We start from the raw sequence: 16086 nt of genomic DNA on the forward strand, positions 1-16086 counted from the left end.
AGCAGCATTGTAATTAACCCTCATTATGCTTTTAAACGCTGTTCTGTTTATTACTTAATAAAATTTTTCAGTTTTGCAGTAAAGTTAATGATTTTTTGAATTTTGATTACCTAATTTGATTATTTAAATAGCGGAGTAGAACCTATGACAGTCAGTACTTATAACCCAGCCGACTACATTAATAACGACGTCACTCATGCCGCTAACGCCCCTACTGTCGCAAGCAAGCTGGCAACGCATACTATCGACACAACACCTGCCAATAACAGTGATGACATTGTCCGTGTCATGCCCAGCTTAGCTGACCTACAAAAGCCACATTCTGATCAAGAGTTTATTGATAAGGCCATGCGCGAAGAGCGTAGCAATCACAGCAATAATAGCAATCTCATCGGCTCTAGCCGTGAAGAGCTACCAACGGTCAGTGTCAACGGTGTAATGATTGATAAAACCGCTATCGCGCAAGAGCTACAGTATCACCCTGCTAAGGATAAAGATGACGCCCTGTTTTTAGCAGCCCAAGCTCTAGTCGTTCGTGAACTGTTAAGAATCGCTGTATTAGAGGATAATAATCTTGGCGAGTCTGCATGGATAGAGGATGAAGAGCAGGCGATCTCAGCACTCATTGATAAAAATGTCCAAGCTGTGATGCCAGATATAGACACTTGCAAACGCTATTATCAGCAAAATACTGCTGACTTTAAGACCGATCCTATTATGTCAGTGCGCCATATCTTATTAGCTTGTCTGCCTGAAGATGGTGAAGAGAGATTAGCCGTCAAAAAAACGGCTTATGAGATGATTGAGCAGATTAATAATAATGCCAATCCCAATGCAGAATTTATTCAGATAGCACGTCAATACTCGGCTTGTCCCTCAAAAGAAGCGGACGGTGAGCTTGGCGTGGTTAGTAAAGGTCAAACGGTTTCAGAGTTTGAAAGCATATTATTTAGCTTAGAGACGGGCCTTGCGCCAAGTCCTATCGAGAGTCGATACGGCTTTCATATTGTCGAGGTGCTCGATAAGCAACCAGGGATGCAAATGACTTATGACCAAGTCGCAGCGGCAATCTCTAATAAATTAAGCCAGCAAGCCTTTCATCAGTCGCTTTGTGATTATTTATTTATGTTATCTAACGAAGCCGAGATAGAAGGTATTGAGGTGACGCTTGAGCAAGAAAACATCTTTCGAGGATAGTTAGCTATCGGCTTAAAATAATTTTATTTACTATAGTCTTTTATTGAGAATAGGGGTACGGCGTTTATGATCACGACAGATCAGTTGCTCCATGCGATAACCAAGCGTGTCGAGATTTACAATAAAATTGATGCTCCTATAAATAAAAGAGCTACAGAGATGTGCTCGCTTTTGGAGAGTCGTAATAAGATCTTAGCGGATTATATTATGTCGCCGTTTGACGTTCCTAGACAGAATGTATCAGCAATGGATGGCTATGCTATAGCGAAAGGCAGTACGCTCTCAAAAGCCACTATGATTGAAATAGTTGGCGAATCACAAGCGGGAAGCCCCTTTGCAGGTTCGCTTAAAAAAGATCAGGGCATTCGTATTTTTACTGGTGCTGTCGTGCCAGACGGCTGCAATACGGTTATTATGCAAGAGAACACCAATTTTGAGTTTATAAAAGATAGCATTGATAAAACCCAACCTTATGAGATTATATTAGCAAAAGCGGCAGACACGGATGCGCATATCCGTAAGCAAGGCGAGGAGATACAACAAAAGGAGTTGATGCTACCGCAAGGCAAGCGCTTGAATCCTGCTGATATCAGTTTGCTTGCTAATTTAGGCATTGATAAAGTAAAGGTATTTGAGCCGCTCACCGTCGGCATATTAGCGACGGGTGATGAGCTGGTGACACTTGGCGATAAGTTAACAGACTCTGCGCAAATATATAACTCCAATACCCCAACGCTTAAAAGCATGCTGTCTGATCTGCCGATTGTCATTCGTGATTATGGCATTATCCCTGATGATTTGGATAAAACCACTAAGATTGTCAGTAAAGCCATGCAAAAGTGTGACGTGCTGATATCTACCGCTGGCGTGTCAGTAGGTGATTATGATTTTTTGACTAGGGTCATTGAACAATTAGGTCAGATCAATCATTATAAAGTCGCGATGAAACCAGGTAAGCCTTTTGTTTTTGGCGAACTACTAGGTGATAAGAATAAAAAAATGGCTAAGCCAGTGCTCTATTTTGGTTTACCAGGCAATCCTATATCAACGGTGGTCGGCGCTCTACAATTTATAATCCCAGCGCTATGGCAATTATCTGCGGTCTCAATACAAGATCAGCCTATGCCATTGACCGTAACGGCAACGCTGACCACTGATATTAAAAAATCGGTAGGTCGCACGGACTTTCAGCGTGGTCTATTAACCCGAGATAAACAAGGCGATTATCAAGTCGAAAGCTTCTTTAATCAACAGTCGCACCGAATAAAGCAGCTTAGCCGAGCCAACTGTCTTATTGTACTATCACAAGATACTGGCAATATAGCATCAGGCACTAAGGTAGAAGTACAACCCTTTCCTTGGTTGAATAGTTAAGCTATATAGTCAAAAGTAGTCTCTCCAAATCTACTACTAAAGGGGTAGGGAGGAGGGCTCTTTTGGTTAATAGTCATCTTTACTGAACCTGTCATAATAAGTTTTAATACTAATATATTCACTCACAACCTGAGGCAATGCCTAAAAGTCGACCGTACTCTCAATAGTAGTGGTAATCATCTATGAACCCTCTTGCCCCCATTATAGGCGGTGCTCAGTTATACTCGCCTGCCGTCCCCGCTGTTTTTGATGATGATTCATCGAAACTTGCGGTCTTATCTACTCAATCGTCTACTCAATCCTTCATCAAACCCGCTGAACCTTTAACTGATAGCTTTTCACGGCAGCTCACTTATCTGCGCCTATCTATTACTGATTTTTGTAATTTTCGCTGTGAGTATTGTTTGCCAAACGGCTATCAAGGTAAGCCGCCACAGAATGAGTTAAGTGTGACTGAGATTGCTACCTTAGTGAGCGGCTTTGCGCAAGTTGGGACTAAAAAGGTACGTATTACAGGTGGTGAGCCATCTATTCGTCGCGACGTTGTCGATATTATAAAAGTGATTAAAAATACTGAAGGTATAGAAACCGTCGCTATGACCAGTAATGGCTACAAGCTTGGTAAGCACTTAGCTGATTGGAATAGTGCGGGACTGAATCAAATCAATATCAGTATGGACAGCTTTGACGCTGGGACTTTTCATAAGATGACAGGCTTTGATATGCTGCCGCAGTTAATGACCGATATGGATAAGCTGTTAGACACCACTGATATTGAGCTAAAAATAAACAGTATATTAATGGCAGAAACCGCCTTTGAAAATCTGATGAATGCTATTGAATACGTCAAAGACAGACCCGTGACTTATCGCTTTATAGAATTTATGCAGACCAGTGATAATAGCGATCTATTCTTTGCGCAATATGCTCAGTCTGATCTTATCACTAACTATTTAATCAAGCACGGTTGGCATGCGCATGATCGCGGTAGTGCCGATGGCCCTGCTATTGAATATAGTCACCCTGATTATATCGGACGCATCGGTATGATTGCGCCTTATGCTGCCCACTTTTGTGATAACTGTAACCGTCTGCGCGTCAGTAGTCAGGGCAAAGTCCATCTTTGCCTGTTTGATGACGGTAACTATGATATTCGTAGCTACTTACAGCAAAACGATATTGCGGGCTTAATCAATACTTTACATAGTTTTATGCCGATCAAGCCTGAGCATCATCACTTGCATGAGTCCAACAGCGGTATGATGAATAATTTGTCAATGATTGGTGGCTAAGTTCTTATTAGTAATTTTTTATAAAACAACAACTAGCAAAACACTGACTAAATAATAATCGTTAAGGAACCCTAATGTCCAAACCTGCTGCCGAATTTATCCCACTTAATATCGCCATCTTAACGGTCTCTGACTCTCGTACTATTGACGAGGATAGCTCAGGGCAATATCTGGTCGACCAATTGACCGCTGCGGGGCATCATCTAGCTGATCGCCAGCTTATTACGGATGATATCTACAATATCCGCGCGGTTATTAGCAGTTGGATTGCCGATTCGAATATACATGCCGTTATTACCACTGGTGGCACAGGGTTTTATATTCGTGACAGTATGCCCGAAGCAGTTGGGGTGTTATTTGATAAGTCGATTGATGGTTTTGGTGAGATGTTCCGCTTAATATCAAAAGATGATATCGGCATGGCAACCGTTCAGTCGCGTGCGATAGCTGGCATGGCTAATGGTACTGGTATCTTTTGTCTACCAGGATCAACAGGTGCGTGCCGTACAGGATGGGAGGGCATATTAAAAGAGCAGTTTGATAGTCGTACTCGCCCTTGCAACTTTGTGGCACACTTTATGCGCGCCAATCCTAGCCCTCATTAATATTTTTAATAAGTGCTTTTTTTATTAGCTTTCATTCAAATAGCGAAAGGTGAGAATTTTATGCTCATTACTTATACGGATAATACTATCGCTGATAACACTATGACGATTGATGTTTTATATTTTGCAGATGTAACTGATAAAAAGGATTATAGCGAAGAGAGAGTAAAAATTGAGCAAGCAGCTTCACTGACTGATTTATATAAGCAGCTAAGTCAAAATCATATTTTTAGTCATCCTCAATCGAAACTACGAGTGGCAATAAATGATGACTTCGTCAACTGGAATGAGCTGATTTATGATGGTGATAATGTGGCATTTATTTTGCCAGTTATCTCGCCAGTAGCTTGTAGTTAAAGCCATAAGGATAAATTATATTCAATCATTAAGTTGCTTAATTTTAAATATAACTAAAAAAGGAAATCATAAGTAGTTAAAAAAATTAGGAAGTATCATGCGTATTATAAAAAATCGTATCCGTCATACCTTAGCTTTTAAAATAATAGGTTTAATTGTTTTTACACCATTAACAAGCTGGGTATTCGGGTTTGAGATGTATTTGATAAGTGCAATAGCCAAAGATAACTTCAACAAACTCTTTTAAATTTCAATTTTCAGGATTTAGCTTTATGCTCAACTATATACTAATCGCTCACTTGTTAGGCGCTACAATTTGGACAGGCGGCCATCTGATTTTATCACTAGTTGTGCTACCCAAAGCCTTATCAAAACATGATGTCAATGTACTGCTACAATTTGAAGAACAGTTTGAGAAAGTCGGTATTCCCGCCTTAGTTGTACAAATAAGCACGGGTCTATGGATGGCGTACAAACTGATGCCAGACATTGGAGGTTGGTTCACTTTTGATAACGATATTAGTATTTTGATTGGTCTAAAATTACTACTGTTGTTAGCCACTATTGTTGTGGCTCTACACGCACGCTTTTACGTGATACCTAAACTATCTGCTGAAACGCTAAAAGCCTTTTCAGTAAATATTCTCTTAGTAACTCTGCTATCAGTGAGCTTCGTGGTCGTTGGTACACTTTTTCGGACAGGCTTAAGCGGATAAGTACAATAAATGCTGGTTATAGTTGATTATTAAAGTAAGACACTAGGACATAAGATACCAAGCACCCGATTTATTTTAAATAATATGTGATAGGTGTTTATGTTATTGGCAATTATACGGTTAATACACTTGGCATTATAAAAAGATAAGTTTTAGTGATAAAATCGTCACTCGCTATTTTCTCAATAAAAAGTGTTTTTATAAGAGATAGGTAAGTTATTGAAATCATTCAATCGCCACTCAGATGGTGAATTTGCTATTGCCTGTCCAAAATTTATCGATAAGAAACTGTTATGATCGTCCGACAAAAACCGAATGCATTCAAAATACTTTTTACGTTACGTGGCTCTGTCATTCCGCACATTTATCCTCAGGTTTTATTCATTACCTTACTCAGTGCCATTATATCAGCCGTTCAACATTGGATTCCAAGCTCTTTTTCTACTTATGGTGCCGCGCCTTTTACTTTACTCGGTATCGCTTTATCTCTATTTTTAGGCTTTCGTAATAATGCAACTTATCAACGCTGGTGGGAGGCGCGAGGATTATGGGGTCAGCTGGTCTTTGACTCTCGTAGCTTAACTCGTCAAGTGCTTTCGTTTATTGATGATGAGAGTGAAATAGGACGCGACACACAGCAGTCTATTATCCGCCTTAATATCGCTTTTGTTCATGCGCTACGACATAGACTGCGCAATACATCCCCATGGCAAGATGTTGAGCGTTTTGTAGAGCCTGAATATCATATCAGTATGCGTCAAGCGCGAAATCTACCTGAATACTTGCTACGATTAATGGGTAAAAAATTAGGCTATAGTCGACGCCAGAGTTTGTCCTCGGATCTTATGATACAGAATATGGATAACACATTATCCTCGTTGACGGTAGTTTTGGCAGCGTGTGAGCGTATTCATACGACACCGTTGCCCTTTGCTTATATTCTACTCGTCCATCGAACCACTTATTTATTTTGCTTTATGCTGCCTTTTGGTTTAGCGAACTCTTTAGGTTGGGCCACCCCTTTGATGTGCGCTGTCATTGCCTATACCTTTTTTGGTCTCGATGCTTTGAGTGAAGAGATCACTGATCCCTTCGGTACAGAGGCTAACAATTTACCACTGACGGCCTTATCACGGATTATTGAAATAAACTTGCTAGAGGCAATGGGAGAGACGGATATCCCAGACGAGATTAGTCCAATAGATGGTTATTTTTTAGAGTAAATCATAGATATGAGCCTGCTAAGTGAGAGTAGCTTTTAACAGACCCTATGCAAATATGCTCAAAGTTGGTAGTTTGAGCATTGCGATAAAGATATCTTGTAGCGGTGATCCTCTACTATACTTTTTTCTGCACAATCTATAGGGTCAATGAGGCGCATCAGGCTGCATCATAGGATCAGCGTCGGCAAAGGCTTTTAGCGTACGGCAGTTGGTATCAACAGCGACAATATTGGGGTAAGGACTCAAATCGACTTTGAAACGGCGAGCCGAGGAGACCTGCGGAATAAGATAGCAGTCTGCTAAACTAGGACTGTTGCCATAGCAGAAGTCACCACGGGTTTTGTTGGCAGCCAAGCGCTTCTCTAGCGCAGCAAACCCATCACTCATCCAGCGCTGACACCACGCCATGACTTTGTCTTCTTCCACTGACAGCTCATTACGTAGATATTGCAGTATGCGCCGATTGTTAATCGGATGCATATCACAGCCGATCATGGCACTGATAGCGCGGACGTGCATGCGCCCAGCAGCATCTTTGGGCAGCAATGCAGGTTCAGGATAGACCTCTTCTAACCACTCCAAGATAGCAGGGCTCTGATATAATAGTAAATCATCGGCTTGCAGCACCGGCACTAGTCCTTGTGGGTTAAGCGCTTTAAATTCTGCCTCCAACTGCTCATCCTGTGCTAAATTGACCGTGATATTATCATAGTCCAAGCCCTTTAGATTCATCGCGATACGCGTGCGGTAAGCGGTGCTACTGCGAAAATAGCCATAAAGCGTCATCATCATTAAATCCTTTTATTGTGTTATATAAAGGTAGGTGAAATGGTTATAATTACGCCTACGATCATCACTTTATAAAATCATAAATATCTATTATGACTTTGCGTCTTATATCAATATATAGTAATAGCTAATTAAGCAATCAAAAAATCAATTGAGCCAATCATGCCAGCAGCTAAAAATCCTGTAGATAAATCTATAAGCGCGAGTAAAAGCCAAAACGGCGTGCAATCCCTTGAAGTTGGACTATCGATATTAGATGTGCTTATCGATTATAACGAGCCTATGATGTTAAAAGACATCGCGCAAGCGATACAGATGCATCCTGCAAAGTGCCATCGTTATTTGGTCAGTCTTATCCGCACAAACTACGCGCGTAAGCTCGATGATGGCCGCTATGGGCTTGGCGATAGGGTCAGCTCATTAGCAGCGTTAGGCGCAATGGGTCACACAGGGTTTAACCCGAACAATATCTTAGAGCGCCTCACCTATATTGCTAATGATATTCAAAAAACGACAAACTGCGCGGTACAAATCGCCAAATGGTTCAATGAAGGCCCTATTATCATTCAGTCTGTCGAACCTGATAGTCCTATTAGTATTATTACGCGCATCGGCTCACGTATGCCATTGACGACATCGGCTACAGGCCAGCTGTTTGCTAGTTATCAGTCTGACTCTATCATTAAGCCACTTGTTATCGCCGAATGGAAAACTAATGATACGGCGTTAATAGCAGAAAAATGGCAGCACTTTGAGCAACTAAAAATCGAGATACGCCGCCAAGGGTATGCAACTGTGACGGGCGATATGCTAATGGGTATTAATGCTATTACTATCCCTGTGATCCTACCAGCGCTTGATTGTACCTTCGTTAAGCCTAGCGATAGTCGCTCATTGACTGAACAACCCTCGTTAGAGTATGCGATCACCGTTATTGGTACTACAGAGCAGTTGCCAATAAGTGCAAAACATAATGTCATCGAGAAAATTATGGCAATCGCGCAGCGCTATCAAATTGCGTAGCGATTGCCTTTTTATAGGTTACTAATCTTCATAAGCAATGACTCACTTATCCAAGCGAGTAAGCCACTAAAGGCTTACTCACCCACAGGTGCAACCTCTCTTGCTTCTGCCAATTCCTCAGCGTGCAAAAACTGCGTATGCGCGGGTGCGCGCTTGGTACGTGACCATTCATCGAGCATGTCTCTCTTAATCTCTTCGGTAATCATAGACACTTTGTCTTCTGAGGTCGGATCGTCATAAGTTAGCTCTAAGCGATGGCCATTGGGATCAAAGAAATAGATAGAATGGAAAATGCCATGGTTGGTAACGCCGATAACATCAACTCCGCCATCCTCTAATTGCTTCTTAGCCGCTATCAAAGTATCGCGGTCTTTTACTTTCAGCGCTAAATGCTGAACCCAGTTGGGTGTATTAGGATCAAAGCCCATTTCAGGCTGATTAGGCACTTCAAAAAATGCCAGCACATTGCCATTACCAGCATCTAAAAAGATATGCATATAAGGGTCAAAGGCTTTGGTAGAAGGTACATGGTCTTCAGCAAAGGCTAAAATAAAATTCATGTTTAAGTGCTTTTGATACCATTCGACGGTTTCTTTGGCGTCTTTGCAACGATAAGCTACGTGATGGATTTTTTCAATTTCAAAACTCATATCAAACTCCTTTTGATAGGCGTGCTGTTAATATAAATTGCCAATGGCTAATGGGGCGATTGGCAACTTATATTTGCAAACTAATACTATGTATAAACACTATTGGTTAAAATCAAAGCTGAGCGCGGGCAATACTTTGCCGCGTACTTCACCAAAGCCGATGCGAACACCGTCTTTTTCGCTATAACCTTTCATAATCACAGTGTCACCATCTTCGATAAAGCTACGCGTCTCGCCACCTTTGAGGGTGACTGGTTTGGTCGCATTCCATGCAATCTCAAGCATCGAACCATAAGAGTCAGGTGTAGGTCCCGAAATCGTCCCTGAACCCATCATATCGCCAACTTCCACTTTACAACCCGTAATGGTGTGATGGGTCAGTTGCTGTGCCATCGACCAATACATATATTTGAAGTTAGTCTCACAAACGACAGTGGCTTCATCGCTGTTTTCAGGTAATAGCTCTACTGATAGATTAATATCATAGCTGTTATTGGGCTCTTTTTCATTGAGATAAGCCAGCGGCTTTGGCTCTTGGGCTGGGCATGGGGTTCTAAAAGGGGCTAGGGCATCCATAGTTACAATCCAAGGCGATACCTCAGAGGCAAAGGTTTTGGCATTAAATGGGCCGAGCGGTACATATTCCCATTTTTGAATATCGCGAGCTGACCAGTCGTTGAGCAGTACCATGCCAAAGATATGCTCGATAGCAGCATCGACGGCAATCGGTTGACCGATATTATTGCCTTGACCGACAACGAAAGCGGTTTCAAGCTCAAAATCCAAACGCTGACAGGCTGAGAATACAGGGCGCGCATCAGCATTGGGTTTTAGCTGACCTGATGGGCGTACTACATCGTCCCCACTGACGATGACGGTGCTGGCACGTCCGTTATAGCCAACGGGCATCTCAGTCCAGTTCGGCAGTAGGGCGTTACTTGGATCACGGAACATAGTACCGACGTTGGTCGCGTGCTCTTTAGAAGAGTAAAAATCGGTAAAGCCAGGTACTCGTACTGGCAGATGCAGGGTGACGTCTGTTTGCTGGAATAGCGCTTTTTTCTGCAAGTCTGTATTGTCGCGTAAGCTATCACAGTCACTAGAGAGTAGGGTTTGGATAGTTTTGCGTGCTGTCGTCCAATTATCACGGCCAGAGTCAATAAAGGCGTTCAGCGTTGACTGGTCAAAATAAGGCCCACCGTCTAGGCTCAGTAAGCCCTCCGATTCAAGCACGGATAAATCTAATACCCGCTCGCCAATAGCTACGCCTGCGCGGCGTTGACCCTCGGCCGTTTCACTAAAGATGCCATAAGGCAGGTTATGAATTGAGAAGTCAGAATCTTGAGCGACATCGATAAAAGAGGTGAGGTTTTTGTCAATCGTTGACATATAGTGCTCCTTGCTGAATATGGATTTGAAAGTATTAAAATAATAGGGTAGTGAATTACGTTATATATAATTACTTACGTATAATGTAATTTATCAAATTGTAGATTGCAAGCACTTTTATAAATGTTGTACATAAAGCAGTCTCATAGTTGATACTAAATAAAACAGGCACAAAAAAAGGCTGAGACTGGCTCAACCTTTCTAATTCATCTATATTTTGCTAAACCTTGTAGCGGTTTGCTTAGGTTTTCCGTTTAATTCTCAAGCTGTTTAGTCTTTTAATACATCCGCCATAGCGTTTGCCACATAATCGATGTTATTGGTGTTCAATCCTGCCACACACATCCGTGAGTTGGATATCATATAGATACTATACTCACTTTTTAGGCGCTCGACTTGCTCAGGGGTCAGACCAGTAAAGCTAAACATACCGTTTTGACGGGTAATGTAATCGAAGTTGCGGTTCGGAATTTTGGCCTCTAATACTGATTTGAGCTTTAGGCGCATGGCTTTGATACGGTCACGCATCGCATAGACTTCACCGATCCATTGCTCGTGCAACGCGGCATCGTTCATAACAATATCGACGACATGGCCGCCATGTGACGGTGGGCTTGAGTAGATACGACGTACCATAGAGTTTAACTGACCGAAGACGCGCTCGGCTTCATCTGTCGTTGGGCAAACCACTGATAGACCGCCAACTCGCTCACCATATAGCGATAAGTTTTTGGAAAACGAGTTACTGACGAACAAGGGCAGACCCATATCTACCGCTTTACGGATAGCATAAGCATCGCTATCCATGTCCTCGCCAAAGCCTTGATAGGCGATGTCCATAAAGGGAATCAGCTCATGCTCTTGAATGACATTTAATACGGTATCCCATTGCGCATGGGTCAAATCTAGTCCCGTTGGGTTATGGCAGCACGGGTGGAGCAAAATCACATCGTTTTTATTTAATGTTGCAAAAAATGCAATCATCTCGTCGAATCTGAGGCCACCTGTTGCGGTGTCGTAGTACGGGTATTTACCGACTTCTACATTAGAGCCTTCAAATATAGCGATATGGTTGCCCCACGTTGGGTCGCTAACGTAGCACTTAGATTGCGGGAACCATTCATTGATAAACTCTGCCCCAATCTTTAGAGCGCCTGAGCCGCCGATAGTGGCGATAGTCGCAACTAAGCCGTCTTTTAGAACCTGAGCATCTTTACCGAACAGCAAATCTTGACAGCCTTTGCGATGTCCTGGCAGGCCTGCCATAGGCAGGTATGGACGTGCAGAAATCGAGTCAGCGATACGCTTTTCTGCGGTTTTTACGCAATCAAGCACAGGCATCACGCCATTTTCATCATAATAAATGCCGATACCTAAATTGATTTTATTAGGATTTTCATCGGCCAAAAATTTTTCTACCAATCCCAAGATAGGATCACCAGCATAATAATCGATACGTTCAAACATGTTGCTTCCTTGTTTTCTTTATACAGCAAAATATAAATCGAGCCGCCAAAAATCATAGAGCAAATTGACGACGAACTCAATATTAGATTCAGTTATCTTTGACAATAAGTGCAATAATGAGCTGTTTTTATCGTACTTTAAGGTTTTAACCTGTACTCAACCACCGCGTAGACAGTACTTAAGCACATTATAAACCATCGCTGCAAATCATCGTTGCAAGTCATCAAAGTGATCAGAAAAATAGCGCTGCAAAAATTCCCTAAAGGCGATAGTGGCAGGCGATAAAGCACGCGACGAACGCTGATAAATAAAGAACTGCCGCATTTTTCTCGGTTGTGCTAATGGTCGCATCTGTAAACTATTGGCGCTGACCCAGTCAATGACCTCAGGCATATAGGGCAGGCATAAGGTAATGCCAAACCCTTGACGGGTCATCTCAAGAGCAGTGGACATAAAGTTGACCTTGTAGCGCGCCTGCTGGACATGGCTTGCCACATCGTCAGCGAGTTCAGCGGTGACTTGCTCCAAAAAAGGCCCTTGTAGGGTAATAAGCGGGCTATGTAACAAATCCTGCCAAGTGATGGCAGATTTTTTTGCTAGTGGATGCCGCTCAGGTATCACCACGCAAAAGGGCAGCTGATATAACAAATCGGCTTTGATGTCATCCTCGGTGTCTATAAATCCAAGCTCAGTGCCAACGCCTAAGTCCACTTCAATATCTTGAATATGTTTGAGTAAATTCTCAGCCGAGCAGTCCAATAACGACACGCTAATATCGGGATAGTGTTTGGCAAATTGCGCAATCACCGCTGGCATGGAGGACGCGGCAAACTGCGATACCGCAAGTCTCACGTTGCCTTGCGCCAAGCTGGTTAAGCTACTGGCCTCGTTTTCGAACAATTGCATCTCATTTAAGATACGCCGCGCTTGTGGTAGCAAATGATGCCCTACGACGGATAGAGACAGCTGGCGCGTGGTGCGATCGAACAATACTACACCGAGGTTTGATTCTAATTCTTTAATCAAACCGCTGACCGCCGATTGAGTCAAATGCATCTGGTCGCTGGCACGAGTAAAGCTGCCGTTGTCAGCGACTTTAATAAAAGCGTTTAATTGGCGAATGCTGATATTCATAAGTAAACCTGATAAATAAATCATAAAAAACAATTAGTCTTATAAATAAAGCTACTCTACTATAAATACAACGTCAATAAGAATTATTGATTTACAGCATTTTATACCACCAATTGAAATTAAGGATGATGACAATGTCAGAGTTAAAGGCAGATTTATTTGACAACCCAATGGGCCTAAACGGATTTGATTTTGTTGAATTCGCCTCACCTCAGCCTGATACCGTTGAAGCTTTGTTCAAACAGCTTGGCTTTACTCATGTTGCCAATCACCGCTCAAAAGACGTGGCGCTATACCGTCAAGGTGATATCAATCTTATCTTGAACCGCGAACCAAAAAGCCAAGCCAGCTACTTCGTTGAAGAGCATGGCGCTGGTGCTTGCAGTATGGGTTTTCGCGTTCGCGATGCCAAAAAAGCTTATGAGCGTGCTATTGAAATGGGCGCACAGCCTGTTGATGTTCCAACTGGCGTAATGGAGCTGAGACTACCTGCTATCAAGGGTATCGGCGGCTCATTGATCTATCTTATCGACCGTTATAAAGATGGCGAATCTATCTACGATGTCGATTTTGAATTTTTTGCTGATATCGATAGAAGCCCTGTTGGCCACGGTTTTAAAGTCATCGACCACTTAACCCATAACGTCTATCGCGGTCGCATGGCTTATTGGGCAAACTTTTATGAGCGTATCTTTAATTTCCGAGAAATCCGCTTTTTCGATATCAAAGGCGAATACACAGGCCTGACCAGTAAGGCTATGACCGCACCTGACGGTAAAATTCGTATCCCGTTGAATGAAGAGTCAAAGCAGGGCGGCGGTCAAATTGAAGAGTATTTGATGCATTTCAATGGCGAAGGTATACAGCACATTGCCTTGGCCAGTGATGACTTGTTTGCCAGTATTGATAAGCTAAGAGCCGCTGGTATTCCGTTAATGACAGCGCCAAATGATACCTATTACAAGATGCTTGATGAGCGTCTCCCTGGCCATGGCGAAAATATCTCTGATTTGCAAATGCGTGGCATCTTATTAGACGGTACAACAGAGAGTGGCACGCCGCGTCTGCTGCTACAGATTTTCTCTGAAACTATCTTGGGCAGCCCAGTTTTCTTCGAGTTTATCCAGCGTAAAGGTGATTACGAAGAAGGTTTTGGCGAAGGTAACTTCAAAGCTTTGTTTGAATCCATCGAGCGCGATCAAGTTCGCCGCGGCGCGGTTGGTCAGTCAGAAACTGAAACACCGTAATTAAAGTGCTGAACGGGCAGGACAAAAGGAGTTCGTCCTGTCCCTATTAATCTGTTGTTTATAACCTATTGCTATTGATAGCGTTGTTTTAATGACGGTTGCTAAACCCTAAATAGGGTTGGAGATGACCCGTAATAAAAGGAAGAGGGGCATGGAACGTCCATTATCTAACATGATTCAGCAGACAGTTAGCGCCAATAGTGCGCTTACTGCTAAAGCATCTGCGCACCACAATTCTACTCATAATGTTTCTACTCCCAGTGTCTCTGCTCAAAAGCATGCAGCTGATAAAAAGCAGCCCTACGTATCGCGTCAGCCAGATGAGCACGGTCATATTGGTTATAGCGCTGATGAGAATATGATGTGGCAGACGCTGCTTGAGCGTCAAGCCGTACAAATCCCTAATCGTGCCTGTTCGGCTTATCTAGAGGGCTTAGAGAAGCTACAGCTGCCTACGACTTATATTCCTCAGCTCTCTGATATCGATGAAGCGCTGCAAGCTACCACAGGCTGGCAGACTGCGGCGGTGCCTGCGCTGATCAGCTTTGGTAAGTTTTTTAAGCTATTGGCTAATAAGTCCTTTCCCGTAGCTACCTTTATTCGCCGCTTTGAGGACATGAACTATATCGAAGAGCCTGATATATTTCACGAAATCGTCGGACATTGTCCACTGCTGACCCATCCTGCGTTTGCCGCTTTTAATGAGACTTATGGCAAGCTAGGACTGGACGCTAGTAAAGAGGAGCGATGGTTTTTGGCGCGTCTTTATTGGTTTACCATTGAGTTTGGTCTCATGGGCGCGACCAAAGACACTCGTAGAATTTATGGTGGTGGCATTTTGAGCTCACCTTTTGAGACCGTCTATGCCCTAAGCGATGAACCCGAATGCCGAGCATTTGATTTGGTTGACGTCTTGCGCACTCCTTATCGTATTGACCAAGTCCAACCTATTTATTATGCCATTGATGACTTAGATACCTTATTTGATATCGTAAATAGCGATATCATGGGCGCGGTAAAAAAAGCCATGAATTTAGGCTTGTATGCAGCCACTTATGCTGAGTAATAGCGATTAAAGAAAGTACGTGCAAAATAAATTAACCCTTAAATAACTATCACTACAGAAAAATAAAACAAGGAAATTATTATGTCTGCATTATCACAAGCCAGCTGTGAAGTCTGCCGTATCGGCGCGCCAAAAGTTACCGATTTGGAGGCTCAAGAGCTGATGCAACAAATCCCTGACTGGTCACTTATTGAAGTGGATGGCATCCAGCAGTTAGAGCGTCACTATAAATTTAAGAACTTCGTAAAGGCGATGGCATTTGCCAATCAATTGGCTGAAGTTGCTGAAGCCGAAGGCCATCATCCCGGTATGTTGGTTGAATGGGGTAAAGTGACGGTTACATGGTGGTCGCACAGTATCAAGGGTCTACACAAAAACGATTTTGTGATGGCGGCGAAGACTGATGCTTTGCTCAATTAATAAGGTGCTAAGTTTTTCAGAAGTGATTATTTTTAAAACGCTTATTTTAGAAAGATTCACAGCTCTTTAATTATTGCCCTTTAGTCACTGCTGTTTACTATTAGACTTTTATCCATTCGTTTTTAATGATTTAAGCC

The 16086-nt window shown here is 42.7% G+C and carries 17 protein-coding genes; 12 read left to right on the forward strand and 5 right to left on the reverse strand.

Features of this window, described 5'->3' with window-relative positions; genetic code table 11:
• The first annotated feature begins 144 nt into the window (after positions 1-144).
• The 8 genes from ACR63T_RS05100 to ACR63T_RS05135 all read left to right on the forward strand — a co-directional run bounded on the left by ACR63T_RS05100 (position 145) and on the right by ACR63T_RS05135 (position 6764).
• The gene (locus ACR63T_RS05100) at positions 145-1197 is read left to right on the forward strand and encodes a peptidylprolyl isomerase (RefSeq protein WP_472784972.1); all 1053 of its coding nucleotides are present in this window, start codon (positions 145-147) and stop codon (positions 1195-1197) included.
• 66 nt (positions 1198-1263) lie between these two features.
• On the forward strand, positions 1264-2571 hold the full coding sequence (locus ACR63T_RS05105) for a molybdopterin molybdotransferase MoeA (protein WP_472784973.1): 1308 nt from the start codon (positions 1264-1266) through the stop codon (positions 2569-2571).
• A 182-nt stretch (positions 2572-2753) separates the two neighbouring features.
• Positions 2754-3863, forward strand: coding sequence for a GTP 3',8-cyclase MoaA (moaA, locus tag ACR63T_RS05110; RefSeq protein ID WP_472784974.1), 1110 nt, complete (start codon positions 2754-2756; stop codon positions 3861-3863).
• A 74-nt stretch (positions 3864-3937) separates the two neighbouring features.
• Positions 3938-4468 (forward strand): molybdenum cofactor biosynthesis protein B, encoded by a 531-nt coding sequence (gene moaB / locus ACR63T_RS05115; RefSeq protein ID WP_472784975.1) that lies wholly within the window; start codon positions 3938-3940, stop codon positions 4466-4468.
• 60 nt (positions 4469-4528) lie between these two features.
• Positions 4529-4825 (forward strand): MoaD/ThiS family protein, encoded by a 297-nt coding sequence (locus tag ACR63T_RS05120; RefSeq protein ID WP_201572878.1) that lies wholly within the window; start codon positions 4529-4531, stop codon positions 4823-4825.
• Positions 4826-4922: 97 nt separating this feature from the next.
• Positions 4923-5072, forward strand: a complete 150-nt coding sequence (locus ACR63T_RS05125) for a chlorhexidine efflux transporter (protein WP_201572880.1) — start codon at positions 4923-4925, stop codon at positions 5070-5072.
• 25 nt (positions 5073-5097) lie between these two features.
• Positions 5098-5541 (forward strand): CopD family protein, encoded by a 444-nt coding sequence (locus tag ACR63T_RS05130; protein WP_305899976.1) that lies wholly within the window; start codon positions 5098-5100, stop codon positions 5539-5541.
• Positions 5542-5834: 293 nt separating this feature from the next.
• A complete protein-coding gene (locus ACR63T_RS05135; RefSeq protein ID WP_201572887.1) occupies positions 5835-6764 on the forward strand; it encodes a bestrophin family protein in 930 nt (309 codons plus the stop codon).
• A gap of 144 nt (positions 6765-6908) precedes the next feature.
• Here ACR63T_RS05135 and maiA read toward each other — a convergent pair whose 3' ends face one another.
• Positions 6909-7550: a maleylacetoacetate isomerase gene (maiA, locus tag ACR63T_RS05140; protein WP_305900273.1), complete on the reverse strand. Its 642-nt coding sequence runs from the start codon at positions 7548-7550 to the stop codon at positions 6909-6911.
• Positions 7551-7715: 165 nt separating this feature from the next.
• Here maiA and ACR63T_RS05145 point away from each other — a divergent pair, with 165 nt between their 5' ends.
• Positions 7716-8576 carry an IclR family transcriptional regulator gene (locus ACR63T_RS05145; RefSeq protein ID WP_472784976.1) on the forward strand — a complete coding sequence of 287 codons (861 nt, stop codon included), beginning with the start codon at positions 7716-7718 and terminating at the stop codon, positions 8574-8576.
• A 74-nt stretch (positions 8577-8650) separates the two neighbouring features.
• On the opposite strand, the gene ACR63T_RS05150 is transcribed toward ACR63T_RS05145, so the two are convergent.
• The 4 genes from ACR63T_RS05150 to ACR63T_RS05165 form a co-directional block, all read right to left on the reverse strand.
• Positions 8651-9226, reverse strand: coding sequence for a VOC family protein (locus ACR63T_RS05150; RefSeq protein ID WP_201572892.1), 576 nt, complete (start codon positions 9224-9226; stop codon positions 8651-8653).
• 99 nt (positions 9227-9325) lie between these two features.
• Positions 9326-10615 carry a fumarylacetoacetase gene (gene fahA, locus ACR63T_RS05155; RefSeq protein ID WP_472784977.1) on the reverse strand — a complete coding sequence of 430 codons (1290 nt, stop codon included), beginning with the start codon at positions 10613-10615 and terminating at the stop codon, positions 9326-9328.
• Positions 10616-10885: 270 nt separating this feature from the next.
• Positions 10886-12082, reverse strand: a complete 1197-nt coding sequence (locus tag ACR63T_RS05160) for an amino acid aminotransferase (protein WP_472784978.1) — start codon at positions 12080-12082, stop codon at positions 10886-10888.
• 207 nt (positions 12083-12289) lie between these two features.
• Positions 12290-13216 carry a LysR family transcriptional regulator gene (locus ACR63T_RS05165; RefSeq protein ID WP_472784979.1) on the reverse strand — a complete coding sequence of 309 codons (927 nt, stop codon included), beginning with the start codon at positions 13214-13216 and terminating at the stop codon, positions 12290-12292.
• A gap of 134 nt (positions 13217-13350) precedes the next feature.
• Between ACR63T_RS05165 and hppD the strand changes: the two genes are divergently transcribed.
• The 3 genes from hppD (at position 13351) to ACR63T_RS05180 (ending at position 15949) form a co-directional block, all read left to right on the forward strand.
• On the forward strand, positions 13351-14463 hold the full coding sequence (gene hppD, locus ACR63T_RS05170) for a 4-hydroxyphenylpyruvate dioxygenase (protein WP_305899981.1): 1113 nt from the start codon (positions 13351-13353) through the stop codon (positions 14461-14463).
• A 151-nt stretch (positions 14464-14614) separates the two neighbouring features.
• Positions 14615-15529: a phenylalanine 4-monooxygenase gene (phhA, locus tag ACR63T_RS05175; protein WP_472784980.1), complete on the forward strand. Its 915-nt coding sequence runs from the start codon at positions 14615-14617 to the stop codon at positions 15527-15529.
• An 81-nt stretch (positions 15530-15610) separates the two neighbouring features.
• Positions 15611-15949 carry a 4a-hydroxytetrahydrobiopterin dehydratase gene (locus ACR63T_RS05180; RefSeq protein WP_305899983.1) on the forward strand — a complete coding sequence of 113 codons (339 nt, stop codon included), beginning with the start codon at positions 15611-15613 and terminating at the stop codon, positions 15947-15949.
• Positions 15950-16086: the final 137 nt, after the last annotated feature.

This window comes from Psychrobacter sp. M17(2026) (assembly GCF_055699815.1).

What these genes read in the sequence shown, in the direction of transcription:
- ACR63T_RS05100 (WP_472784972.1), top strand. Translation starts at nt 145, where the DNA reads ATGACAGTCAGTACTTATAACCCAGCCGACTACATTAATAACGACGTC.
- ACR63T_RS05105 (WP_472784973.1), top strand. Translation starts at nt 1,264, where the DNA reads ATGATCACGACAGATCAGTTGCTCCATGCGATAACCAAGCGTGTCGAG.
- moaA (WP_472784974.1), top strand. Translation starts at nt 2,754, where the DNA reads ATGAACCCTCTTGCCCCCATTATAGGCGGTGCTCAGTTATACTCGCCT.
- moaB (WP_472784975.1), top strand. Translation starts at nt 3,938, where the DNA reads ATGTCCAAACCTGCTGCCGAATTTATCCCACTTAATATCGCCATCTTA.
- ACR63T_RS05120 (WP_201572878.1), top strand. Translation starts at nt 4,529, where the DNA reads ATGCTCATTACTTATACGGATAATACTATCGCTGATAACACTATGACG.
- ACR63T_RS05125 (WP_201572880.1), top strand. Translation starts at nt 4,923, where the DNA reads ATGCGTATTATAAAAAATCGTATCCGTCATACCTTAGCTTTTAAAATA.
- ACR63T_RS05130 (WP_305899976.1), top strand. Translation starts at nt 5,098, where the DNA reads ATGCTCAACTATATACTAATCGCTCACTTGTTAGGCGCTACAATTTGG.
- ACR63T_RS05135 (WP_201572887.1), top strand. Translation starts at nt 5,835, where the DNA reads ATGATCGTCCGACAAAAACCGAATGCATTCAAAATACTTTTTACGTTA.
- maiA (WP_305900273.1), bottom strand. Translation starts at nt 7,550, where the DNA reads ATGACGCTTTATGGCTATTTTCGCAGTAGCACCGCTTACCGCACGCGT.
- ACR63T_RS05145 (WP_472784976.1), top strand. Translation starts at nt 7,716, where the DNA reads ATGCCAGCAGCTAAAAATCCTGTAGATAAATCTATAAGCGCGAGTAAA.
- ACR63T_RS05150 (WP_201572892.1), bottom strand. Translation starts at nt 9,226, where the DNA reads ATGAGTTTTGAAATTGAAAAAATCCATCACGTAGCTTATCGTTGCAAA.
- fahA (WP_472784977.1), bottom strand. Translation starts at nt 10,615, where the DNA reads ATGTCAACGATTGACAAAAACCTCACCTCTTTTATCGATGTCGCTCAA.
- ACR63T_RS05160 (WP_472784978.1), bottom strand. Translation starts at nt 12,082, where the DNA reads ATGTTTGAACGTATCGATTATTATGCTGGTGATCCTATCTTGGGATTG.
- ACR63T_RS05165 (WP_472784979.1), bottom strand. Translation starts at nt 13,216, where the DNA reads ATGAATATCAGCATTCGCCAATTAAACGCTTTTATTAAAGTCGCTGAC.
- hppD (WP_305899981.1), top strand. Translation starts at nt 13,351, where the DNA reads ATGTCAGAGTTAAAGGCAGATTTATTTGACAACCCAATGGGCCTAAAC.
- phhA (WP_472784980.1), top strand. Translation starts at nt 14,615, where the DNA reads ATGGAACGTCCATTATCTAACATGATTCAGCAGACAGTTAGCGCCAAT.
- ACR63T_RS05180 (WP_305899983.1), top strand. Translation starts at nt 15,611, where the DNA reads ATGTCTGCATTATCACAAGCCAGCTGTGAAGTCTGCCGTATCGGCGCG.